The 20,884-nt window shown below is 73.8% G+C and carries 21 protein-coding genes; 10 read left to right on the top strand and 11 right to left on the bottom strand.

All coding sequences use genetic code 11. The features are described from left to right. The first annotated feature begins 5 nt into the window (after positions 1-5). The 3 genes from IG05_RS0118810 (at position 6) to IG05_RS49985 (ending at position 1,995) form a co-directional block, all read left to right on the top strand. Positions 6-551, top strand: coding sequence for an arginine repressor (locus IG05_RS0118810; RefSeq protein ID WP_030344011.1), 546 nt, complete (start codon positions 6-8; stop codon positions 549-551). Positions 552-659: 108 nt separating this feature from the next. Further along, positions 660-1,247: an RNA polymerase sigma factor gene (locus tag IG05_RS0118805; protein WP_030344009.1), complete on the top strand. Its 588-nt coding sequence runs from the start codon at positions 660-662 to the stop codon at positions 1,245-1,247. Then, complete coding sequence (locus IG05_RS49985) at positions 1,237-1,995, top strand: hypothetical protein (protein ID WP_030344007.1); 759 nt, start codon at positions 1,237-1,239, stop codon at positions 1,993-1,995. Before IG05_RS0118805 ends, IG05_RS49985 begins: the two co-directional genes overlap by 11 nt. A gap of 11 nt (positions 1,996-2,006) precedes the next feature. Here IG05_RS49985 and IG05_RS0118795 read toward each other — a convergent pair whose 3' ends face one another. The 8 genes from IG05_RS0118795 to IG05_RS0118760 all read right to left on the bottom strand — a co-directional run bounded on the left by IG05_RS0118795 (position 2,007) and on the right by IG05_RS0118760 (position 9,950). Further along, positions 2,007-2,915 (bottom strand): serine/threonine-protein kinase, encoded by a 909-nt coding sequence (locus tag IG05_RS0118795; protein WP_037814189.1) that lies wholly within the window; start codon positions 2,913-2,915, stop codon positions 2,007-2,009. Then, a complete protein-coding gene (locus IG05_RS0118790) occupies positions 2,912-4,726 on the bottom strand; it encodes an ABC transporter ATP-binding protein (protein ID WP_030344004.1) in 1,815 nt (604 codons plus the stop codon). The genes IG05_RS0118795 and IG05_RS0118790 overlap by 4 nt, the downstream gene beginning before the upstream one ends. Positions 4,727-4,798: 72 nt before the next feature. Beyond that, positions 4,799-4,978: a hypothetical protein gene (locus IG05_RS47875; RefSeq protein WP_030344002.1), complete on the bottom strand. Its 180-nt coding sequence runs from the start codon at positions 4,976-4,978 to the stop codon at positions 4,799-4,801. Positions 4,979-5,097: 119 nt separating this feature from the next. Then, on the bottom strand, positions 5,098-5,838 hold the full coding sequence (locus tag IG05_RS0118780; RefSeq protein ID WP_199808344.1) for an FAD:protein FMN transferase: 741 nt from the start codon (positions 5,836-5,838) through the stop codon (positions 5,098-5,100). Positions 5,839-5,890: 52 nt separating this feature from the next. After that, complete coding sequence (locus tag IG05_RS0118775; RefSeq protein ID WP_030343998.1) at positions 5,891-6,652, bottom strand: FMN-binding protein; 762 nt, start codon at positions 6,650-6,652, stop codon at positions 5,891-5,893. A gap of 16 nt (positions 6,653-6,668) precedes the next feature. Then, positions 6,669-8,051 carry a ferric reductase-like transmembrane domain-containing protein gene (locus IG05_RS0118770; protein WP_030343997.1) on the bottom strand — a complete coding sequence of 461 codons (1,383 nt, stop codon included), beginning with the start codon at positions 8,049-8,051 and terminating at the stop codon, positions 6,669-6,671. A 59-nt stretch (positions 8,052-8,110) separates the two neighbouring features. Then, positions 8,111-8,563 (bottom strand): FMN-binding protein, encoded by a 453-nt coding sequence (locus tag IG05_RS0118765; protein WP_030343996.1) that lies wholly within the window; start codon positions 8,561-8,563, stop codon positions 8,111-8,113. A 28-nt stretch (positions 8,564-8,591) separates the two neighbouring features. Next, positions 8,592-9,950 (bottom strand): ferric reductase-like transmembrane domain-containing protein, encoded by a 1,359-nt coding sequence (locus IG05_RS0118760; protein WP_030343994.1) that lies wholly within the window; start codon positions 9,948-9,950, stop codon positions 8,592-8,594. 154 nt (positions 9,951-10,104) lie between these two features. Between IG05_RS0118760 and IG05_RS0118755 the strand changes: the two genes are divergently transcribed. Together IG05_RS0118755 and IG05_RS0118750 are read left to right on the top strand one after the other, a co-directional pair. Continuing rightward, positions 10,105-10,845 (top strand): response regulator transcription factor, encoded by a 741-nt coding sequence (locus IG05_RS0118755; RefSeq protein ID WP_030343992.1) that lies wholly within the window; start codon positions 10,105-10,107, stop codon positions 10,843-10,845. Further along, a complete protein-coding gene (locus IG05_RS0118750; RefSeq protein WP_030343990.1) occupies positions 10,842-12,326 on the top strand; it encodes a sensor histidine kinase in 1,485 nt (494 codons plus the stop codon). The genes IG05_RS0118755 and IG05_RS0118750 overlap by 4 nt, the downstream gene beginning before the upstream one ends. On the opposite strand, the gene IG05_RS0118745 is transcribed toward IG05_RS0118750, so the two are convergent. From IG05_RS0118745 to IG05_RS0118735, 3 genes are all read right to left on the bottom strand, one after another. After that, positions 12,313-13,017, bottom strand: a complete 705-nt coding sequence (locus IG05_RS0118745) for a L,D-transpeptidase family protein (RefSeq protein ID WP_030343989.1) — start codon at positions 13,015-13,017, stop codon at positions 12,313-12,315. The genes IG05_RS0118750 and IG05_RS0118745 overlap by 14 nt on opposite strands. 3 nt (positions 13,018-13,020) lie before the next feature. After that, positions 13,021-13,608, bottom strand: a complete 588-nt coding sequence (locus tag IG05_RS0118740) for a pyridoxamine 5'-phosphate oxidase family protein (protein ID WP_030343987.1) — start codon at positions 13,606-13,608, stop codon at positions 13,021-13,023. Between the two features lie 127 nt (positions 13,609-13,735). Next, positions 13,736-14,593 carry a hypothetical protein gene (locus tag IG05_RS0118735; protein WP_030343982.1) on the bottom strand — a complete coding sequence of 286 codons (858 nt, stop codon included), beginning with the start codon at positions 14,591-14,593 and terminating at the stop codon, positions 13,736-13,738. Between the two features lie 210 nt (positions 14,594-14,803). Between IG05_RS0118735 and IG05_RS0118730 the strand changes: the two genes are divergently transcribed. The 5 genes from IG05_RS0118730 to IG05_RS0118710 all read left to right on the top strand — a co-directional run bounded on the left by IG05_RS0118730 (position 14,804) and on the right by IG05_RS0118710 (position 20,853). Continuing rightward, entirely contained in the window at positions 14,804-15,997 is a 1,194-nt protein-coding gene (locus IG05_RS0118730; protein WP_030343980.1) for an argininosuccinate synthase, read from the top strand. Positions 15,998-16,097: 100 nt separating this feature from the next. Then, on the top strand, positions 16,098-17,525 hold the full coding sequence (gene argH / locus IG05_RS0118725; RefSeq protein ID WP_030343978.1) for an argininosuccinate lyase: 1,428 nt from the start codon (positions 16,098-16,100) through the stop codon (positions 17,523-17,525). 200 nt (positions 17,526-17,725) lie between these two features. After that, entirely contained in the window at positions 17,726-18,697 is a 972-nt protein-coding gene (locus IG05_RS0118720; RefSeq protein WP_030343977.1) for an aldo/keto reductase, read from the top strand. A gap of 84 nt (positions 18,698-18,781) precedes the next feature. After that, positions 18,782-19,333 carry a TetR/AcrR family transcriptional regulator gene (locus IG05_RS0118715; protein ID WP_030343975.1) on the top strand — a complete coding sequence of 184 codons (552 nt, stop codon included), beginning with the start codon at positions 18,782-18,784 and terminating at the stop codon, positions 19,331-19,333. Further along, positions 19,330-20,853: an MFS transporter gene (locus tag IG05_RS0118710; RefSeq protein ID WP_030343974.1), complete on the top strand. Its 1,524-nt coding sequence runs from the start codon at positions 19,330-19,332 to the stop codon at positions 20,851-20,853. Before IG05_RS0118715 ends, IG05_RS0118710 begins: the two co-directional genes overlap by 4 nt. Positions 20,854-20,884: the final 31 nt, after the last annotated feature.

The raw sequence follows: 20,884 nt of genomic DNA, 5'->3' as shown, positions 1-20,884 counted from the left end.
CGACGATGAGCCAGGCGCAGGACCACGAGCAGGCGGCAGGGGCCGGACCCGCCGTACCGCAGACCCGCACCGCACGGCACCGGCGGATCGTGGACATCCTCAACCGGCAGCCGGTGCGGTCGCAGAGCCAGCTGGCCAAGCTGCTCGCCGACGACGGGCTGAACGTCACGCAGGCGACGCTCAGCCGGGACCTCGACGAGCTGAACGCGGTGAAGATCCGCAACACCGACGGCGACCTGATCTACGCGGTGCCGAGCGAGGGCGGTTTCCGCACCCCGCGCGCCCCGCTGGGCGGGTCGGCCAAGGAGGAGCGGATGCGGCGGCTCTCCCAGGAGCTGCTGATCTCCGCGGAGGCCTCGGCGAACCTCGTGGTCCTGCGCACCCCGCCGGGGGCCGCGCAGTTCCTGGCCTCCGCCATCGACCAGGCGGAACTGCACGACATCCTGGGCACCATCGCCGGCGACGACACCCTGCTGCTGATCAGCCGGAACCCCACCGGGGGGCAGGCGCTGGCGGACCATCTGCTGCGGCTGGCGCAGAACGGCCACTGACCGCGTGCGGCGGCCGCCGGGCCGACGCAGAATGGGCATGTGATCTTCCGCGGCGAGCGGGCCGGGGGACGGGCAATCCCCTGGCGGCCGTCGACCGTATACAGAGGTGTGTCGGGAAACCGGTTCCCCGTCGGCCGCCTCCCGGACGAGGCTCTGCTGTCCGGGCTGGCCGCCGGAGATCCGCAGCTGGCCGTGCTCTTCGTACGGAGGTTCCAGCACCGGGTCTTCGGTGTGGCCATGGCGGTCACCAGGGACCAGCAACTCGCCGAGGACGTCGCCCAGCAGACGTTCGAGCGGGCGTGGCGTCACGCGCAGATCTACGACTCGCGCCGCGGCTCGGTCATGACCTGGCTGACGAGCATCGCGCACAACCTGGCCATCGACGTCGTCCGTGCCCGGCGGACACAGCCGATGGCACCCGAGGATCTCGAGGACCTGCTGGACGTGGTCACCGAGACCCCCGAGCGGTGGGCGCTGGCCGACGAGGCCTCCGCCCAGGTCCGGGCCGCCCTGGCACGGCTGCCACGGGAGCAGGCCAGGGCGCTGCTGCTGGCCGGGATCTACGGCATGACGGCCCGGCAGGTCGCCGACGCGGAACGGATCCCGCTGGGCACCGCCAAGACGCGGATCAGGACGGCGATGGCAAAGCTGCGCACCACCGTCGCGTCTGTGAAACGAGGCGACCATGTCCGGTGACATGCACTGCGAGAAGCTGCGGGAGATCGGCCCCGAGCTCGCGCTGGGCGTGCTGCCCGCCCGGGAGCGCGCCGAGGCGGTCGCCCACCTGGACCGGTGCGCGGACTGCCGGGAGTACGTCGGGCAGCTGACCCAGGTCGGTGACCGGCTGGTCGGCCTGCTGCCGGACCGCGAGCCGCCCCCCGGGTTCGAGAACCGCGTGGCGCGCAGCCTCGCCCGGCAGGCGACCGCGTCCGAGGCGCAGCGGCCCGCCCGCGCCCGCTCCCGCCCGGGCCCGCGCCGCGGCGCCCGGCGGATCCGGACCCGGGTCGCGGTGGCCGGGGCCACGCTCGCCGTCGCCGTCGGGTTCGCCGGCTGGGCGATCGGCACCGCCGTCGAGCAGGTCGTCGCCTCGCCGCCCGCCGTGGCGACCGAGCCGGTGATGGTCGGGGACATGACCCCGGCCGGGCGCGGCGGGCAGCCCGTCGGCGAGGTCTACGCCCACCCGGGCCCGCCCGGCTGGATCTTCGTGTCCGTCGCCCTCACCGGCACCCGGTACGACGGCACCGTCACCTGCTTCCTCGACCGCCCCGACGGCACGAGCCTGCGCGCCGGCGACTTCGCCCTGCGCAACGGGCACGGCAACTGGGGCGTGGCGGTGCCCGGTGACCTCACCCAGTACTCCAGCGCCCGCCTGACGTCTCCCGACGGCACCCTCCTCGCCACCGCCCAGCTGGAGAAGGGGCAGGTGACGACCCCGGTGACGTGAGCCGCCCGCGCTCACCGGCCGCGGCGCGGCACGGGCAGGACGGCCTCCAGGGCGGCGGCCAGTGCGGCGACGGTGGGCCGCGCGGCCGGATCGGGCCGCAGGCAGCCGTCGACGGCGGCGGCGAGCACGGGCGGCAGCCGCCGCCGGGAGCCGGCCGGCGGCGCGGTCCGCTCCGGCGGCGGACACCGGTCCTCCGGGGCACCGGTGCCGGTCCCGGTGCCCGGCTCGTCCCCGGCGTACGGCCGGCCGGCCGTCCCGCCGGTCGCGCGGCAGTCGAACGGCAGGTCACCGCAGGCGGCCTCGAACAGGGTGACGCCGATGCCCCACACGTCGGCGGCGGCCGTGAGCGGCCCGCCGCGGGCCTGCTCCGGGGCGAGGTAGCAGCAGGTGCCCACGCCCGCCGGGGCGGGGCCCGGCGGCCGGGCCACGCTCAGGTCCAGCACCTTCGCCAGCCCCCGCTCCACCACCACGTTCGACGGCTTGAGGTCCAGGTGCAGCAGGTCCCGGCCGTGCAGGTAGTGGGCCGCGGAGCACAGCTGCACCCCGAGGAGCGCCACGTCGGCCGCGGACGGCCGGTGCCGCAGCCGGTGCAGCAGGTGGGACAGCGTCTCACCGGTCAGGGTTTCCAGGACGACGAGCGGCTCGGGTTCCGTGCGGACGTCGTAGCCGCGGACCAGGTGGGGATGGGTGAAGTCGCGCAGCCACCGTCCCTCGCGCAGCAACCGCTCGCCCAGCCGCCGCTCGCCGCGCCGGTCGGCGCGCACCACCTTGATCACGCACCGGCAGTCCCGTTCCGCGCTCCAGGCGTCGTAGACGTCCAGCCAGCCGGTGCGGGCCAGGCCCGCGAGGATCTCGTAGCCCGGGGCCGGTTCCGTGCCCGGGGGCAGGGGCGGGGTGTCGGGTTCGGCGGGGGCGCTCACGACAGCACCGCTCCGGTGTGCAGCCGGTGCAGCCGGGCGTAGGTGCCGTCGTGTCCGAGCAGGTCGTCGTGGGCGCCGTGCTCCACGATCCGGCCGTGGTCGAGGACGGCGATGCGCGTGGCGTCGCGGACGGTCAGCAGGTTGTGGGAGATGACGACCGTGGTCCGCCCGGCCATGAGCCGCCGCAGCGGGTCCATGATCCGCCGGCCCGACCGGACGTCGAGCCCGGCGGTCGGCTCGTCCAGGAGCAGCACGGGTGCGTCCCGGATCATCGCGCGGGCGATCGCCAGCCGCTGGCACTGGCCGCCGGACAGGGTGCGGCCGCGCTGGCCGACCAGGGTGTCGTAGCCCTCGGGGAGCAGCTCGATGAACTCGTGCGCGTCCGCGGCCCGCGCCGCCGCGACGATGTCGGCGTCCGTGGCCCCCGGCCGGCCGTAGGCGATGTTGTCCCGGACGGTGCCGTGGAAGACGAGGGTCTCCTGGAGCACCACCGCCACGCTCTCCCGGACGTCGGACAGGCTCAGCTGCCGCAGATCGGTGCCGTCGAGGCGGACCGCGCCCCGGTCGGGGTCGTAGAAGCGCAGCTGGAGCTTGGCGACGGTCGACTTGCCCGCCCCGCTGGCCCCGACCAGCGCGAGCGTCTCCCCGGGCGCCACGTGGAAGGACACGTCCGACAGCGCCCAGGACGGGCCGCCGGGATAGCGGAACCACACCCCGTCGAACTCCAGCTCGCCCCGTGCGCGGCCGGTCCGCCGGGCGCCGGGTGCCTCGGTCACCTGGGGCCGCTGGTCCAGCAGCTCGATGATCCGTTCCGCCGAGGCGGAGGCCGCGTAGAAGGTGGTGCCGAGGCGGGACAGCCCGCGGACCGGGCCGTACAGCTTGCCGATCAGCGCCAGGAAGACCAGCAGTCCGCCGAGCGTGAGCTGGCCCTGGGCCAGTTTCCAGGTGCCCAGGCCCATCACCGTGAGACCGCCGGCCACCTCGATGGTCTCCACGACGGGTCCGTAGACGGCACGGATCCGTGCCGAGGCCATCGCCGCCCGGAACCGGCCGAGGTTCTCCCGGTCGAACCGGCGCTCCTCCCAGCCCTGCCGGTTGTACGCCTGCACCAGCACGACGTTGCCCAGCGACTCCTCGGCGACGGCGCTGAGCGAGCCGCTGCGCCTCCTGCGCTCCCGGGACGCCTCCTTGATCAGCCGCGAGAAGTGCCGGGCGGCGCCCCAGAACAGCGGCACGATGGCCAGGGCGAGCAGGGTCAGGTCCCAGCGCAGGTAGCACAGCAGGCCGAGGAAGACACCGAGGCGGACCACGTAGTAGAGGGCGTCCGCCACCCCGGAGAGCAGGAACGTCTCCACCGCGTCGACGTCGCCCGTGACCCGGGACAGCACGTCCCCGAGCCGCCGGCGCTCGAAGAAGCCGAGCGACAGCCCCTGGACGTGCCGGAAGACGTCGGAGCGCAGGGCGAGCAGGAAGCGCTCGCCGACCCAGGTGGAGGTGACGTCGTCGGCGAAGCCCAGGATGCCGGAGCAGAGGACCAGGCCCAGGTAGGCCGGCGCGATCCACAGGAAGGGGCGCAGATCGCGGGGGACGAGGACGTCGTCCACGACGATCTTGAAGAGCCACAGCTCGGCCGCGTCGACGAGGGGACCGGTCAGGCTGAACACGACGACGGGCACGAGCCAGCGCCGGCCGCCGCGGGTGTACGGCCAGAACCGCCGGAACACCTCGCGCGGGGGCAGCGGGGGAGCGGCCGCCACCACGGCGTCGGAGGCCTCGGCCGGCGGGAGCAGACGCCGCAGGACATGCGCCATGGCGTGCGTTCCTCGGGGGCCGGCCGAGCGGACCGGGTCCTTCGGCCTCCGGTCCGCTCAGCCGCGTGGGTGTCAGTAGTTGTCGTGGCCGTGGCCGTGACGGTCGCCGTGGCCGTGGTCGCCGTGGTCGCCGTGGTCGCCGTGACCGTGGTCGCCGTGGTCGTGCCCGTGCCCGTGTCCGGAGCGGTCGTGCCCGGACGAGTCGCCGCCGCGGTCATGCCGCGCCGGCATCAGGCTGCTGAAGATGGCCATGTCGTTGCCTCCTGAAACTTGTCTCACAGGAGATACGTCCCGAGGCCGGTATCGGATGGGGTCCCGGCGGAAAAAAACTGCATTTCGTGCGAAACACCGACATTCGCCGCCCGGGTGGATCAGCCCAGCCGCGCCGCCAGCCCCCCGGTGCACCGCACCTCGTCGCCCGCGGTGATCAGCAGGGCCTCCACGTCCGGCAGGGTCTCCAGCCAGGCCAGACCCGCCCGGGAACCCATCGCGAACGCGGCCGTGGCCCAGCAGTCCGCCCAGGTCAGCCGGGGTCCGACCACCGTCACCGCCACCAGGTCCGTCACCGCGGGACGCCCGGTGCGCGGATCCACGATGTGCGCCCCCCGCTCGGCCGTACCGGAGGTGGCCACCGCCAGTTCCGGCGTGCCGGCCGCCGAGATCACCGCCGCCAGGCCGCCGGGCCGCAGCGGATCGGCCACCCCCACCCGCCAGGCGCGCTGCGGCTCCGGCGCGCCCAGCAACTGCACGTCCCCGCCCCCGTTGACGCTCACCCCGCGCACCCCGGCCACCGCCGCCAGCACCCGGGCCGCCCGCTCGGCCGCCCAGCCCTTGACGATGCCGGTGGGATCCAGCGAGCCCTGGTAGCGCGGGCTGAACCAGCCCTCGCTCACCCGCTCCGCCTCGGCCGCCAGCTCCAGCACCTCGGCCACCTCGGGAGCGCACCGCGGGACGGTCAGCTCGCCCCGGGCCAGCCGGGACACCTCGCTGTCCTCGCAGTACGTGCTGAACAGCGCGTCCGCCCGGTGCAGCCCGGCGACGGCCTCGGTGAGCGCCGCCCGCACCGCGTCCGGTTCCCCGCCGCGGACGTCGAAGGAGAAGACCGTCCCCATGACCTCCTCGGCGTGACGCACCGCGGGCGCCTGAGCCTCCTCGGCCACGGTGTCAGCCACCGGCCTGGTCCAGCGCCGACTGCAGGGACTGCCGGTAGCCGGTGCTGGTGTAGGTGGCGCCGGAGACCGCGTCGATGTCCGCCGTTCCCGCCGCCACCGCTTCCTGGTTGAGCCGGGGGACGGCGAGCTGGGTCTTCTGGTCGCTCAGGCCGCCCTTGGGCGCCTGGACCGCCTCCGCCTTCGTGATCTTCCCACCGCTGACCGTGATCCGGACCTGCACCGGCCCGTACTGGGTCTGCACGGCCTTCCCGGTGACCGTCCGGGCCTGCGCCGAGCCGGCCGCGCCCGGGGTGCCCGACGACGCCGGCTTCATCCGGTCCAGCGCGGACTGCAGCGACTTCTTGTAGCCCTCGCTGGTGTAGGTGGCGCCGGAGACGGAGTCGATGTCCGCCGTTCCCGCGGCCACGGCCTCCTGGTTGAGCCGGGGGACGGCGAGCTGGGTCTTCTGGTCGCTCAGGCCGCCCTTGGGAGCCTGGACCGCCTCCGCTTTCGTGATCTTCCCGCCGCTGACGGTCAGCCGCACCTGCACGGCCCCGTACTGGGTCTGTGCCGCGTCACCGGTCACCGTGCCGGAGCCCGTCTGGGTGCCGCCCTGCGGCGACCGCTGCCCGGCCGCCGTCTGCTGCGGGGCCGCGCCCGCCGCCGACGCGGCGGCCGGGTCCGACGCCGGCTTCAGCGACAGCAGCAGCACGACACCGGACACGGTCGCGGCGGTGGCCAGCACGACCCGCCGCACGGGGTGGCTCTTCCTCATGGCTTCGCAGCTCCGCTCACATCTCGAACGACTCGTGGTGGATACGGCGGGCGGGCACCCCCGCCTCCCGCAGGGCCTCGTACACCGACTGCGCGAACCCGGGCGGGCCGCACATGAAGACGTCGTGCGTCTCGATGTCCGGGATCTTCCGCCGGAGGTTCTCCGCGGAGATGTCCGGCCGCTCGCCCTCCGGGCTGTTCACCGCGTACATCAGCCGCGCGTCCCGCTCGTCGGCGATCGCCGCCAGCTCGTCCCACAGCGCCAGGTCCTGGGTGGTGTTGGCCCGGTACAGCAGCGTGATGTCACCGGCGGCCCCGGGCAGCGTCTCGAACAGCGCCCGCATCGGCGTGATGCCGACCCCGCCCGCGACCAGCAGCACCTTGCCGCGGCTGCGGCGCTGCGCGGTGAGCGCGCCGTACGGGCCCTCCGCCCACACCTTCGTCCCGGGCTCCAGCTCGCGCAGCCGGGCGCTGTGGTCGCCGATCGCCTTCACCGTGATCCGCAGCAGGCCGGGGCGCGGGGCGGCCGACAGGGAGTACGGGTGCGAGCTGAACCGCATGCCGGGGGCGAGGAAGCGCCAGCGGAAGAACTGGCCGGCCTCGGCGCCCATCCGGTGCAGCCTCCGCCCGCCGATCAGCACCGACACGATGCCCGGCGTCTCCTCGACGACCGCCTCCACGCGCATGCGGTGGCGGAGGTTCAGCCGGATCGGGCTGAGGATCCGGTACCAGAGCACCAGCGCGGTGACGGCGCCGTACAGGCCGTACCAGAAGGTCTTGGCGGCCGGCTCCACCGCGAAGTCGTTGCCGGTGGTGATCTGGTGCCAGAACGTCAGGAACACCGCCGCGTACGTCAGCAGGTGGACGTGGTACCAGGCGTCGTACGGCAGCCGGCGGCGGACCGGGCCGACCGACGTCAGCCCGATGACCACGAACAGGCCCGTGCCGATGGCGGCCTTGCCCAGGTCCGGCAGCTGGTCGACGGAGTCGACGGTCTGCTGGACGATGTCGCCGAGGGACTTGCCGGCCTGCAGCGCGTACCCCCACATGGTGAGGAAGACGTGCGCGACGATCAGGCACAGCGTGTACCGGCCGCTCATCGCGTGCCAGCGGGCCACCCGGTCCGAGCCGACCCGCCGCTCCAGCGCCGGGACGCGTGCCATCTGGAGCACCACCAGAGCCATCAGATAGCCCGCCAGCAGGCCGGTGATCCGGCCCGCGCCCAGGACCTGGCCCGTCATGTCGGCGATGGCGGGGGTGTTGTGCCACCACAGCCACAGCACGGCCGCCGCGCCCGCCCAGACGGCGAGCAGCAGCGGGACGGCCGGGGAGCGGCGCGGACGGATGCGGCGCATCGTCTGTCGGCGGGCGGCGCGTCCGCCTGCGAGCGTGGTGGTCACGGTTCCTCCGTGGGGACTTGACCCTTGGCCCTCAGATACGTGCCGCACGCGCCGGGTGTTCAGAGGCCGGCCGAGTCCAGCGCGGACTGCAGCGACTGCCGGTATCCGTCACTGGTGTACGTCGCCCCGGAGACGGAGTCGATCTGCGCGCTCTGCGCCGCCAGCGCCTCCCGCCGCAGCTGGGGGAGGGCGTAGCCGTTGATCTCCCGGTCGCGCGGATTGTCCTCGGGGTAGGACACGGCCGTGACGTCGGTCAGCCGGCCGTCCTCCACCGTCACCCGCACCCGGACCGGACCCCAGCGGGTCTGGACGCTGTCCCCGGTGGCCGTCCGGCTCCCGCCGGCCCGGCCCGGCGCCGAACCGCCCGCCGCGGCGGGCGACTTGGTGCCCGCCGTCACCAGCGGGGGAGGCGTGTGCGGCTTCAGCGCCAGCAGCAGCACCATCCCGGAGACGGTCGCGGCACTCGCCAGCACGATCCGGCGCAGCGGGCGGCTCTTGTTCAACGCGTGCATGGTGCAGGCCTCTCTACGCCTCGGTGCGTCACAGCTCGAAGGACTCGTGGTGGATGCGGCGGTCGGGCACGCCGGCCGCCCGCAGCGCCCGGTACACGTCCCGCGCGAAGCCCGGCGGGCCGCAGACGAAGACGTCGTGCCCGGCCAGCCCGGGGAAGGTCGCGCGCAGCGCCTCCGCGGTCAGGGACGGGCGCTCCCCGCCGGGCCCGTTGAGCGCGTACAGCACCCGTGCGCCCCGCCGGCGGGCGATCGCCTCCAGCTCGCCGCCCAGGGCCAGGTCCTCGGCACCGCGCGCCCGGTACAGCAGCGTGACCTCGCCGGGCAGCGTCTCGAACAGCGCTCGCAGAGGGGTGACGCCGACGCCGGCCGCGATCAGCAGGGCGTGCCGGCCGGCGGCCCGGTCCGCGGTCAGGGCGCCGTAGGGGCCCTCCGCCCACACCCGGGTGCCGGGGCGCAGCAGGGACACGGCCGCGCTGTGGTCGCCGAGCGCCTTGACGGTGATGCGCAGCAGGTCGGGGCGCGGCGGCGCCGACAGCGAGTACGGCGTCGACGTCCAGGCCATGCCCTCGGTGAGGAACCGCCAGCGGAAGAACTGCCCCGGCCGTGCGGCCAGCTCCTCCAGCCGCCGCCCCCGTACGGCCACCGAGTACACCCCCGGTGCCTCCCGGTGGACCGAGTCCACGGTCAGCCGGTGGCGCCGGTTGAGCCGGACCGGGGCGAGGACCCGGAACCACAGCACCAGGGCGGCCACGCCCAGGTACAGCGCGTACCAGGCGGCGGTCGCCACCGCGTCGCCGTTGAACTGCTCGCCCAGCGCCAGCTGGTGCCCGAACGCCAGGAACACGGCCGCGTAGGTCATCAGGTGGACGTGGTACCAGAACTCGTGCCCGGTGCGGCGGCGCACGGCCCGGGCCGAGGTGATGCCGGCCGCGCACAGGATCACCGTGCCCGCGGTGGCCTTCAGCATCTCCGGGTAGTCGAGGACGACGGTGACCGCCTCGTGCCACAGCGAGGCCCGGTCCTGAGCCGCGTACCCGGCCAGGACCAGCACGACGTGCACCGGCAGCAGGCAGATCGTGTACCGGCCGGCCTGCGCGTGCCAGCGCGCCACCCGGTCCGAGCCGACCCGCGTCTCCAGCACCGGCACCCGCGCCATCAGTCCGACCAGCACGGCGCAGGCGTACCCGCACAGCAGCCCGGCGATCCGTCCGGCCCCGGTCAGCCAGCCCGCCGCCCCGACCACGGACCCGGTGTCCGCCCACCACAGCGCGAGGACGGCCGCCGCCCCCGCCCACAGCAGGGCCTGAACGAGTCCGGCGAGGGAGCGCCGGCCGGTCCCGGGCAGCGGCGGGACCGGGGCCGCCCGTCGCGCATCCACGGTGGTCATCAGTGATCCGTCCCTTCGTCCGTCGGCCCCGCCACTGTGCGGGGCGAACCTCTGAGGCAGCTCTGAGCGACCGCTCCGCCGGGCGGACTCAGAGGAAACTCACAGGTGCGCGGGGCACCCCGGGCCACCTGGACCGACGATGCTGGTAGACGCCATGAACACCACCCGCTCCGGCCGCCCCGCCCTCACCCGCCCCGACGGCACCCCGCTGCGCGTCCTCGTCGTCGACGACGACCCCGACCTCGCCGAAGTGCTCACCGGGGCCCTGCGCTACGAGGGCTGGCAGGTGCGCGCCGCCGGCGACGGCGCCGCCGCGCTCGCCGCCGCCCGGGAGCTGCTGCCGGACGCCGTCGTGCTGGACGTGATGCTCCCCGACACCGACGGCTTCGCGGTGCTGCGCCGGCTGCACGCCGTGCAGCCCGAGGTGTGTGTGCTCTTCCTCACCGCCCGGGACGCGGTCGAGGACCGCATCACCGGGATCACCGCGGGCGGCGACGACTACGTCACCAAGCCTTTCAGCCTGGAGGAGGTCGTCGCCCGGCTGCGCGGCCTGCTGCGCCGCGCCGGGATGGCCCGCGTGCAGGAGGAGGGCCCGCGGCTGACCGTCGGCGACCTGGTGATGGACGAGGACGCCCGGGAGGTGACCCGGGGTGGCGAACTGGTCGAACTCTCGCCGACCGAGTTCGAACTGCTCCGCTTCCTCATGCGCAACCCGCGCCGCGTGCTCAGCAAGGCGCAGATCCTCGACCGGGTCTGGTCGTACGACTTCGGCGGCCGGGCCCATGTGGTCGAGCTGTACATCTCCTACCTGCGCAAGAAGGTCGACGCGGGCCGCGAACCCATGATCCACACCGTGCGCGGGGCCGGGTACGTCCTGAAGCCGGTGCCCCGGTGAGGCCGCCGCGCCCCCGCACCCTGCGCGCCCGGCTCACCGTCGGGCTGGTGGCACTGCTGGCGGTGAGCTGCGCGGCCGTCGGCCTGGCCGCGGTCGTGGAGCTGAACGGCTTCCTCACCCAGCGCCTGGACGAACAGCTCGCCCAGGTCGGCACCCGGTTCCCGGAGAGCCTGGAACACGAGGGCCGGCTGCCCGACGACCACGACGGCGACGAGCACGCCGACACCCGCCGCACGGCCACCGGCACCTTCGGCGCCCGCCTGCTGCACGGCACGGTCACCCACAAGGGGCTGATCCGTTCCGGCGACCCCGCCGCCGACCTGGACGTGGACCTGACCGCGCGGGACGCGAGCCGGCTGACCCGGGTGCCGGTCGACGCCCGGCCCCACACCGTCGACCTGTCCGCCCTGCACGACTACCGGGTCGTCGCCTCCGCGGGCCGGGACGGCGACGTGCTGATCGTCGGCCTCCCGCTGGAGCCGGTGCAGGCCACCGTCCACCGCCTGGAACTGGTGGCCGGCGCCGTCTTCGGCCTCGCCCTGGTCGTCACCGGTGTCGCCGGCGCCTGCTGGGTCCGCTGGTCGCTCCGGCCGCTCAGCCGGGTCGCCGCCACCGCCACCCGGGTCAGCGAACTCCCGCTGGCCAGCGGCGAGGTCGTGCTGCCGCCGCGGGCCCCGGACACCGACCCGCACGGCGAGGTCGGCCAGGTGGCGGCCGCCTTCAACCGCATGCTGGGCCATGTCGAGGACGCCCTGACCAAGCGCCACGCCGGCGAGGAGCGGCTGCGCCGCTTCGCCGCCGACGCCAGCCACGAGCTGCGCACCCCGGTCGCCTCGGTCCGCGGCCACGCCGAACTGGCCCTCCTGCACCCGGGCCCGGTGCCCCCGGAGGTGACCCGCGCCCTGCACCGCATCACGGCCGAGTCCGCCCGCATGGGCGAGATGGTGGACGACCTGCTCCTGCTCGCCCGCCTGGACGCGGGCCGCCCGCTGGAGCGCCGCCCCGTGGACCTGACCCGCCTGGTCCTGGACGCGGTGACGGACGCCCGGGCCGCGGGCCCCGGCCACCGCTGGACCCTGGACCTGCCGGCGGAGCCGGTGACCGTGCCGGGGGACGCGCACCGCCTCCACCAGGTGGTGGCCAACCTGCTGGCCAACGCCCGTGTGCACACACCCGTGGGCACCGAGGTGACGGTCACCCTGGTCACCGGCCCCGGCGAGGCCCGCCTCACCGTCCACGACGACGGTCCCGGCGTCCCCGAGGACATCCGCCCGACCGTCTTCGAACGCTTCACCCGCGCCGAACACCGCCGCCTGGCCGGCGCCCCCGGCGGCGGAGCGGGCCTGGGCCTGTCGATCGTCGCGGCGGTGGCCGAGGCGCACGGGGGCGGCGTGTCCCTGGACAGCGGGCCGGGATCCACGGGCTTCACGGTGCGCCTGCCCGCCGTGGAGACCGCGCACGGCGCCCTCAGTACCGGGTGACCGCCGTGTCCCCGCCCACCGTGCCGATGGCCATGTGCGGCCGGGCCGCCGGATCGGTCCAGGCGAGGATCCGCCGCATGGCGTCCTCCGGCACCGACACACAGCCGGCCGTCGCCGCCTTCCCGTCGACGTGCAGGAAGATGCCGGCGCCGCGCCCCCGCACCGGCCGGTCGTAGTTGAAGCCGATGACCAGGCCGTGGGCGTACTGCGCCTGGTAGTCGACCAGGTGCTCGGACTCGGCGGCGCGGCAGTCGGCGGGCAGGGGGTCGACCCAGCGGTTGTAGGAGGCGGAGTCGTTGTCCTGGCACCACCAGGAACTCGCCTTCACCGCCCGGTACTCGACCGTCGTACCGGCCGGCGCCGCCTTGATCCCGAAGCCGAAGGGCAGGTCGTACAGCCCGGTCGGTGTCGTGTTCGTGCCCTGCGTGCGGGTGCCGCCCTCCACCAGCCCGCCGGCCCCGAACCGGGCCGGTGCGGATCCCGCCTGGACCCACTGCCCGTCCCGCAGGTCCCACCAGCCGACCGTGCCCGTCGTGGCGCCGGTGTCCGGGGCCCGGGCGACGATCAGCTGGCGGCCCCCGCCCGTGTCCGCCATCGTCGCGGGCAGCGGCACCGGTTCGGAGCCGGGCGCCGTGCCCAGCAGGGCGAGACAGGAGGCGGGGACGAGGGCGAGGACCACACCGGGGCGCATGGCTCAGACGGTAGACGGCGGCAGCGGCAGTGGCAGGCCGGGCAGTCCGTCCAGGCTGGTCGCGATGTGCTCCTTCTTGGTGAAGTACGCGTCCAGGGAGGCGTCGTCCTCCCGGGAGAAGCGCCTCGCGTGCAGATCGCGTTCCGCCTCGTACGCCATGTAGGGGATGGCGTACCCGCAGGTGTCCCGGACCAGTTCGGCGTGGACGACGATGACCGCGCGCAGCCCGTGCGGGGCCGGGTCGATGTCCGGGAAGCGGGCGAGCAGCTCCGGGAAGCGCGGGTCGTCACGGAAGACCGGCTCGCCCCGGCCGTGCACGCGCACGATGGTGGGCGGGCCCTGGAAGGCGCACCACATCAGCGTGATCCGCCCGTTCTCCCTGAGGTGGGCGACGGTCTCGGCGTTGGAGCCGGCGAAGTCCAGGTACGCCACGGTGCGGTCGTCCAGCACGGCGAAGGAGCCCTTGAGGCCCTTGGGGGAGAGGTTGACCGTGCCGTCACCGGAGAGCGGGGCGGTCGCGGTGAAGAAGAGGGGCTGTTCCTCGATGAACGTGCGCAGCCTGCCGGTTATGCGCTCATACGTCTTTCCCATGGCTAACGATTGTGGGTGACAACTACTTCGGCTGTCCGGGCAACGGCCGGATCGGGCCGGAACCGGCGGTGCCGTGGCCGCCCCCGAACCTGCGCGTCCCAGGGGGCGGCCACGGCGGTCCGTCACCTCACTTGGTGAGGGTGCAGGCGGCCAGCGAGTCCAGGCCCGTCGGCTTGGCCGCGGTGCGGCCGATGGAGATGGCGATGCGGTCGATGGTCGAGGCCCGCTTGTCCTTCAGGGGGCCGAGGATCGCGTTGTTCACGAAGTTGGGTCCGCCCTGGCCGACCGTGTCCCTCAGCCGCTTGTCGGCCTCCTGGACCTGGGTCTGGAGCAGTGTGAGGTTGCGGTCGACCTCGGCCTTCGCGGAGGCGGGCACGGCGGGCAGCTTGGAGGCGACGTCCGGGCAGCTGATCGTGCCCGCCGCGGTGCTCCCGCCCGCCGCCGCGCCGGCGCCCGACTGCTGGTTCGCGGCGCCGCCCGGGGCCGTCGTGGCGGAGGCCCGCCCGCCGCCCGCGTTCGCGCCGGTGCCCGCGGTCCCGCCGCCGAGCGTGCAGGGCGCCAGCGCGTCCAGCCCGGTCGGCTTGGCCGCCGTACGCCCGATCGCGGTGGCGATGCGGTTGACGGTGGCCACGCGCTTGTCCTTCAGGGGGCCGAGGATCGCGTTGTTCACGAAGTTGGGTCCGCCCTGGCCGACCGTGTCCCTCAGCCGCTTGTCGGCCTCCTGGATCTGGGTCCGGAGCAGTGCGAGGTTGCGGTCGACCTCGGCCTTCGCGGAGGCGGGCACGGCGGGCAGCTTGGAGGCGACGTCCGGGCAGCTGATCGTCCCGGGGCTCGCCAGCGTGCGGGCGCCGGCCGCGTCGTCGCTCTTGGCGGGGGTGCCGGCGAGGGCGGAGCCGGCGATCACCGCGCCGGACAGCACCACGGCGGCGGCACCGCCGATGATCGCCACGCGACGCTGGTTGTACTTCGGAAGAGCCCTGGACATGCGGATGCCTCACTTGGGTCAGGAGCGGATCTGGTCGACCCCGGTCGGGGGGTGGGCAACGCGGCGCCTGCGTTCGGGGAGGAGTACGCGAAAGCGGTTTCCCGTGTTCAGTGCCGCCGCGAATTTCCCGCCCGGCCGATGCTGATTGACGAATCATGCGGAACCCTGCATACTCATGCATGTCAGCGAATGCACTGTGAGGAGAAACCCGTGACCGAGCGCGTCGTACTCGCCTACTCAGGCGGTCTGGACACCTCCGTCGCCATCGGCTGGATCGCCGAGGAGACGGGCGCCGAGGTCATCGCCGTTGCGGTCGACGTCGGCCAGGGCGGCGAGGACCTGGACGTCATCCGCAAGCGCGCCCTCGCGTGCGGCGCCGTCGAGGCCGAGGTCGCGGACGCCAAGGACGAGTTCGCCGACGAGTACTGCCTCCCGGCGATCAAGGCCAACGCCCTCTACATGGACCGCTACCCGCTGGTCTCCGCGCTGTCCCGGCCGACGATCGTCAAGCACCTCGTCGCCGCCGCCGAGAAGCACGGCGCCACCACGGTCGCCCACGGCTGCACCGGCAAGGGCAACGACCAGGTCCGCTTCGAGGCCGGCATCGTCGCCCTCGCCCCCGACCTGAAGTGCATCGCCCCGGTCCGCGACTACGCGATGACCCGGGACAAGGCGATCGCTTTCTGCGAGGAGAAGCAGCTCCCGATCGCCACCACCAAGAAGTCCCCGTACTCCATCGACCAGAACGTCTTCGGGCGCGCGGTCGAGACGGGCTTCCTGGAGGACATCTGGAACGCCCCGATCGAGGACATCTACGAGTACACCTCCAACCCGGCCGTCCCCCGCGAGGCCGACGAGGTGGTCATCTCCTTCAAGGAGGGCGTCCCGGTCGCCATCGACGGCAGGCCCGTCACCGTCCTCCAGGCCATCCAGCAGCTCAACGAGCGCGCCGGCGCCCAGGGCATCGGCCGGATCGACATGGTCGAGGACCGCCTGGTCGGCATCAAGTCCCGCGAGGTCTACGAGGCTCCCGGCGCGATCGTCCTGATCACCGCCCACCAGGAGCTGGAGAACGTCACCGTCGAGCGCGAACTCGCCCGCTACAAGCGGCAGGTCGAGCAGCGCTGGGGCGAACTGGTCTACGACGGCCAGTGGTTCTCCCCGCTCAAGCGCGCCCTGGACGGCTTCGTCAACGAGGCCAACCAGCACGTCACCGGCGACATCCGGATGACCCTGCACGGCGGCCGCGCCGTCGTCACCGGCCGGCGCTCGACGGAGTCCCTGTACGACTTCAACCTCGCCACCTACGACACCGGCGACACGTTCGACCAGTCGGCTGCCAAGGGCTTCATCGACATCTACAGCCTGTCGTCCAAGATCGCGGCCAAGCGCGACCTCGCGTAACACGCGCGGGTCACCTCGCACGCAATGACCTGACAGCCGCCTCCTCACTCGACGAAAGTGGGGAGGCGGTCGCACATCCCCACCTCCGAGGAGCAACGCAGTGAGCAGCAACAGCGGTGACGTACGGCTCTGGGGCGGCCGTTTCGCCGACGGCCCGGCCGAGGCCCTGGCGAAGCTGTCCGCGTCCGTCCACTTCGACTGGCGGCTCGCGCCCTACGACATCGCCGGCTCGCGTGCCCACGCGCGCGTCCTGCACAAGGCGGGCCTGCTCACCGAGGACGAGCTGACGCGCATGATCGCGGGCCTGGACCGGCTCGAAGCCGACGTCGCCGACGGCTCCTTCGTGGGCACGATCGCCGACGAGGACGTGCACACCGCCCTGGAGCGGGGCCTGCTGGAGCGCCTCGGCCCCGACCTCGGCGGCAAGCTCCGCGCCGGCCGGTCCCGCAACGACCAGGTGGCCACGCTGTTCCGGATGTACCTGCGTGACCACGCCCGGATCGTCGGCGGACTGATCGCCGACCTCCAGGACGCCCTGATCGGCCTGGCCGAGGCCCACCCGGACGTGGCGATGCCCGGCCGCACCCACCTCCAGCACGCCCAGCCGGTGCTCTTCGCCCACCACGTGCTCGCCCACGTCCAGTCCCTGTCCCGGGACGCCGAGCGGCTGCGCCAGTGGGACGAGCGGACGGCCGTGTCGCCGTACGGCTCCGGCGCCCTCGCCGGCTCCTCCCTGGGCCTGGACCCGGAGGCGGTGGCCGAGGACCTCGGCTTCGAGCACGGCAGCGTCGGCAACTCCATCGACGGCACGGCCTCCCGGGACTTCGTCGCCGAGTTCGCCTTCATCACGGCGATGATCGGCGTCGACCTCTCCCGGATCGCCGAGGAGATCATCATCTGGAACACGAAGGAGTTCTCCTTCGTGACCCTGTACGACGCGTTCTCCACGGGCTCGTCGATCATGCCGCAGAAGAAGAACCCGGACATCGCCGAGCTGGCCCGGGGCAAGAGCGGGCGTCTCATCGGCAACCTCACCGGTCTGCTCGCCACCCTCAAGGCCCTCCCGCTCGCCTACAACCGCGACCTCCAGGAGGACAAGGAGCCGGTCTTCGACTCCTGCGACCAGCTGGAGGTGCTGCTCCCCGCCTTCACCGGCATGATCGCCACCCTCACCGTCCACCGCGAGCGCATGGAGGAACTGGCCCCGGCCGGCTTCTCGCTCGCCACCGACATCGCCGAGTGGCTGGTCAAGCAGGGTGTGCCGTTCCGCGTGGCGCACGAGGTCGCGGGGGAGTGCGTCAAGGTCGCCGAGGCCGAGGGCAAGGAGCTGGACGGCCTCACGGACGAGCAGTTCGCGAAGATCTCCCCCCACCTCACGCCCGAGGTCCGCTCGGTCCTCAACGTCCCCGGCGCCCTCGCCTCCCGCAACGGGCGGGGCGGTACGGCCCCGAGCGCGGTCGCGGTCCAGCTGGCGGAGGTCAAGGCCAACGTGGCGGCCCAGCACTCCTGGGCGACGGCCCGGCAGTAGGCCGCAGGGGGCGCGGGGCGTTGTCGGTGTACGGCTCCGCCGCGTGGGCGCGAGCCACCACGAAGCACCCGCACCCGCACTGGCACCCGCACCCGCACTCGCCGAACCGCCGGGCAGCGCGAGCCGTCGGTCGGACCCGAAGGTCATCGCGGGTTACGTTGGTCGAAAGCCGAACCGGAGCCGACCCGACGGAGCCCGTGATGCCCTTCGCCCGACTGGCAACAGCAACCACGCCCACCTGCCACATCGGCCTGGGCCTCGCCGCCGTCGGCCGCCCCGGCTACATCAACCTCGGCCGGGACGAAGACCTCGGAGCGGACCGCAGCGCGGACGCGCTGCGCACCCGCACCCACGAACTCCTCGACGCGGCCTACGCCCAGGGCGTCCGCTATTTCGACGCCGCCCGCTCCTACGGCCGCTCCGAGGAGTTCCTGGCCGACTGGCTGAAGGCCCACCCCGACCTGGACGACGTCGTCATCGGCAGCAAATGGGGCTACACCTACACCGCCGACTGGTCGGCGGACGCCGAGACGCACGAGGTCAAGGACCACGGCCTCGCCACCTACGAACGGCAGCGCGCCGAGACCGACGCCCTGCTCGGCGAACGGCTCGACCTCTACCAGATCCACTCGGTGACCCCGGACAGCCCGGCCCTCACCGACAAGGACCTCCACGCCAGGCTGGCGGAGGCCGCCGCCGGGGGCCTCACCATCGGCTTCTCCACCAGCGGCCCCGCCCAGGCCGACGCGATCCGCGCCGCCCTCGCCGTCACGGTCGACGGCGAGCCCCTCTTCCGTACCGTCCAGTCGACGTACAACGTCCTGGAGCCCTCCGCCGGCCCCGCGCTCGCCGAGGCGCACGACGCCGGGCTCACCGTGATCGTCAAGGAGGGCATGGCCAACGGCCGGCTGGCCGCACCGCACGCCCCGGACGCGGTGCGGGCCGTGGCCGCCGCGACCGGGCTCGGCTGCGACGCGGTCGCCCTCGCCTGGATCCTGAGCCGGCCCTGGGCCGGGGTCGTCCTCTCCGGCGCCGCGACCGTCCCCCAGCTCATGTCCAACCTGCACGCCCCCGCCGTCGACCTCGACGCGGACCGGATGACCCGCCTCGCCGCTCTCGCGGAGGAACCGCGCGCCTACTGGGAGCGGCGCGGGCAGCTGCCCTGGCACTGAGGCGTCACCCCGCACGACCAGCGGAAATGAGTCACTCATGCCTTCAATGAGACATCAATGTCTCATGTGGGCTATTCTTGTCTCATGGCTCTCGACCGTGACCACGTGCTGCGCAGCGCAGCCGCCCTGCTGACCCGCAGATCCACCGCGACCATGGACGAGGTCGCGAAGGCCGCCGGGATCAGCCGGGCCACCCTGCACCGGCACTTCGCCGGCCGGGACGCGCTCGTGCGTGCGCTGGAGCAGCTCGGCATCGCCGAGTGCGAGGCGGCGCTGGACCGGGCCCGGCCGGAGGAGGGGCCCGCCGCCGAGGCCGTACGCCGGCTGGTGCGCGAGCTCCAGCCGGCCGCCGGACTGCTCGCGTTCCTGTACGGCGAGAACCAGCTGTGGGAGGGCGACCGGCAGCACGAGGGCTGGCAGCGCCTGGACACCCGGATCGGCGCCCTGTTCCAGCGTGGACAGCGCGACGGCGCCTTCCGGATCGACCTCAGCCCGGTCTGGCTCACCGAGGCCCTGTACGGGCTGATCGCCTCGTGCGCCTGGGCCACCCTGGACGGCCGCGTGGCCGCCCGGGACTTCCCGACCATGATCGCCGAGCTGTTGCTCGGCGGCGCTCTGCGAAGAGAGGAACCATGACCCGCACCCTGCAGCCGGCACCGGCGACCGAGGCGGTGAAGCGCCCGGGCCGCTGGCTGGCGCTGTCCGTCCTCGTCCTGGCCGTGCTGCTGGTGGCCGTCGACGCCACCGTCCTCGGCCTGGCGACCCCCTACCTCAGCGAAGACCTCCACCCCTCCGGCACCCAGCTGCTGTGGATCGGCGACGTCTACTCCTTCGTCATCGCCGGTCTGCTCGTCTCCATGGGCAGCCTCGGCGACCGCATCGGGCGCAAGCGCATCCTGCTCGTCGGTGCCACGGCGTTCGCCGCGCTGTCCGTGCTGGGCGCCTACGCGACGACACCGGAACTGATGATCCTGGCCCGGGCGCTGCTCGGTGTCGCCGGCGCGACCCTGATGCCGGCCACCCTGGCCCTGATCCGCAACATCTTCCACGACGCGCGCGAGCGCAGCCTCGCCGTCGGCATCTGGGGCGCCACCGCCTCCGCCGGTATGGCCGTCGGCCCGATCGCCGGCGGATTCCTCCTGGAGCACTTCTGGTGGGGCTCGGTCTTCCTGATCAACCTGCCGGTGATGGCCGTCCTGGTCCTGGTCGGCATCCGCACGCTGCCCGAGTCCCGCAACCCCAGTCCGGGCCCCTGGGACCTGAGCAGCGTCCTGCTGTCGCTGGTCGGCATGATCGCCCTGGTCTACGGCGTCAAGGAGGCCGCGGCCCACGGCGTGGGCGCAACGAGCCTGGGCGCCGGACTGCTGGGCGCGGCGGCCCTGTACGGCTTCGTCCGCCGCCAGCTCACCATGCCGGTCCCGCTGCTGGACATGCGGCTGTTCCGGCGCCGCGGTTTCAGCGGAGCGGTCCTCGCCGACCTGCTGACCGTGCTCGGCATGTCCGGCCTGGTGTTCTTCCTCTCCCAGTACCTGCAACTCGTCCAGGGCCGACGCCCGTTCGAGGCGGGCCTGGCCGAACTGCCCGCGGCGGTGGGCGCGGTCGCGGCCGGCCTGGTCGCGGGCCGCGCCGCCCGGCGGTTCTCGGTCCGCGCGGTGGTCTCGGGCGGGCTGGCCGCGGTCGGCGTCGCCCTGGCCGCCCTGACGACGCTCGGCCAGTCCACCGGCTACCCTGTGCTCGGCGCCGCCCTGCTGGTCGTGGGCGTGGGCGCGGGCTTCTCCTTCACGGTGACCGCCGACGTCATCCTCTCCAGCGTCCCCAAGGACCAGGCGGGTGCGGCCTCCGCGGTCTCCGAGACGGCGTACGAACTGGGCGCCGCCCTGGGCATCGCCCTGCTCGGCTCCATCGTGACGGGCGCCTACCGTGACTTCACGGGCCCGGCGGGCACCCCGGCCGGCGCCCACGAGTCCCTGGGCGCGGCGGTGGAGACCGCGGCGGACATGCCCGCGCTCCAGGGGGAGGCACTCCTCGACGCGGCCCGCGACTCCTTCGTGCACGGCCTCCACCTGGCCTCGGCGGCAGGCTCGGCGGTCCTCCTGGCGGCCTCGGCGGTGGCCTGGTCCCTGCTGAAGAAGCAGGAACTGGACAGCACGGGCTGAGACGGCCGGGGCGAGCCGGACCGCCCCGCGT

It is taken from the genome of Streptomyces sp. NRRL S-1022, from assembly GCF_000720135.1.
Classification (GTDB): domain Bacteria; phylum Actinomycetota; class Actinomycetes; order Streptomycetales; family Streptomycetaceae; genus Streptomyces.
The sequence above is the reverse complement of the archived record's forward strand: the minus strand, read 5'-3'. Positions and strand labels throughout refer to the sequence as shown.

What these genes read in the sequence shown, in the direction of transcription:
- IG05_RS0118745 (WP_030343989.1), bottom strand. Translation starts at nt 13,017, where the DNA reads ATGCGCCCCGGTGTGGTCCTCGCCCTCGTCCCCGCCTCCTGTCTCGCC.
- IG05_RS49985 (WP_030344007.1), top strand. Translation starts at nt 1,237, where the DNA reads ATGTCCGGTGACATGCACTGCGAGAAGCTGCGGGAGATCGGCCCCGAG.
- IG05_RS0118780 (WP_199808344.1), bottom strand. Translation starts at nt 5,838, where the DNA reads ATGGGGACGGTCTTCTCCTTCGACGTCCGCGGCGGGGAACCGGACGCG.
- IG05_RS0118765 (WP_030343996.1), bottom strand. Translation starts at nt 8,563, where the DNA reads ATGCACGCGTTGAACAAGAGCCGCCCGCTGCGCCGGATCGTGCTGGCG.
- IG05_RS0118775 (WP_030343998.1), bottom strand. Translation starts at nt 6,652, where the DNA reads ATGAGGAAGAGCCACCCCGTGCGGCGGGTCGTGCTGGCCACCGCCGCG.
- IG05_RS0118760 (WP_030343994.1), bottom strand. Translation starts at nt 9,950, where the DNA reads ATGACCACCGTGGATGCGCGACGGGCGGCCCCGGTCCCGCCGCTGCCC.
- IG05_RS0118715 (WP_030343975.1), top strand. Translation starts at nt 18,782, where the DNA reads ATGGCTCTCGACCGTGACCACGTGCTGCGCAGCGCAGCCGCCCTGCTG.
- IG05_RS0118735 (WP_030343982.1), bottom strand. Translation starts at nt 14,593, where the DNA reads ATGTCCAGGGCTCTTCCGAAGTACAACCAGCGTCGCGTGGCGATCATC.
- IG05_RS0118810 (WP_030344011.1), top strand. Translation starts at nt 6, where the DNA reads ATGAGCCAGGCGCAGGACCACGAGCAGGCGGCAGGGGCCGGACCCGCC.
- IG05_RS0118755 (WP_030343992.1), top strand. Translation starts at nt 10,105, where the DNA reads ATGAACACCACCCGCTCCGGCCGCCCCGCCCTCACCCGCCCCGACGGC.
- IG05_RS47875 (WP_030344002.1), bottom strand. Translation starts at nt 4,978, where the DNA reads ATGGCCATCTTCAGCAGCCTGATGCCGGCGCGGCATGACCGCGGCGGC.
- IG05_RS0118740 (WP_030343987.1), bottom strand. Translation starts at nt 13,608, where the DNA reads ATGGGAAAGACGTATGAGCGCATAACCGGCAGGCTGCGCACGTTCATC.
- IG05_RS0118790 (WP_030344004.1), bottom strand. Translation starts at nt 4,726, where the DNA reads ATGGCGCATGTCCTGCGGCGTCTGCTCCCGCCGGCCGAGGCCTCCGAC.
- IG05_RS0118710 (WP_030343974.1), top strand. Translation starts at nt 19,330, where the DNA reads ATGACCCGCACCCTGCAGCCGGCACCGGCGACCGAGGCGGTGAAGCGC.
- IG05_RS0118720 (WP_030343977.1), top strand. Translation starts at nt 17,726, where the DNA reads ATGCCCTTCGCCCGACTGGCAACAGCAACCACGCCCACCTGCCACATC.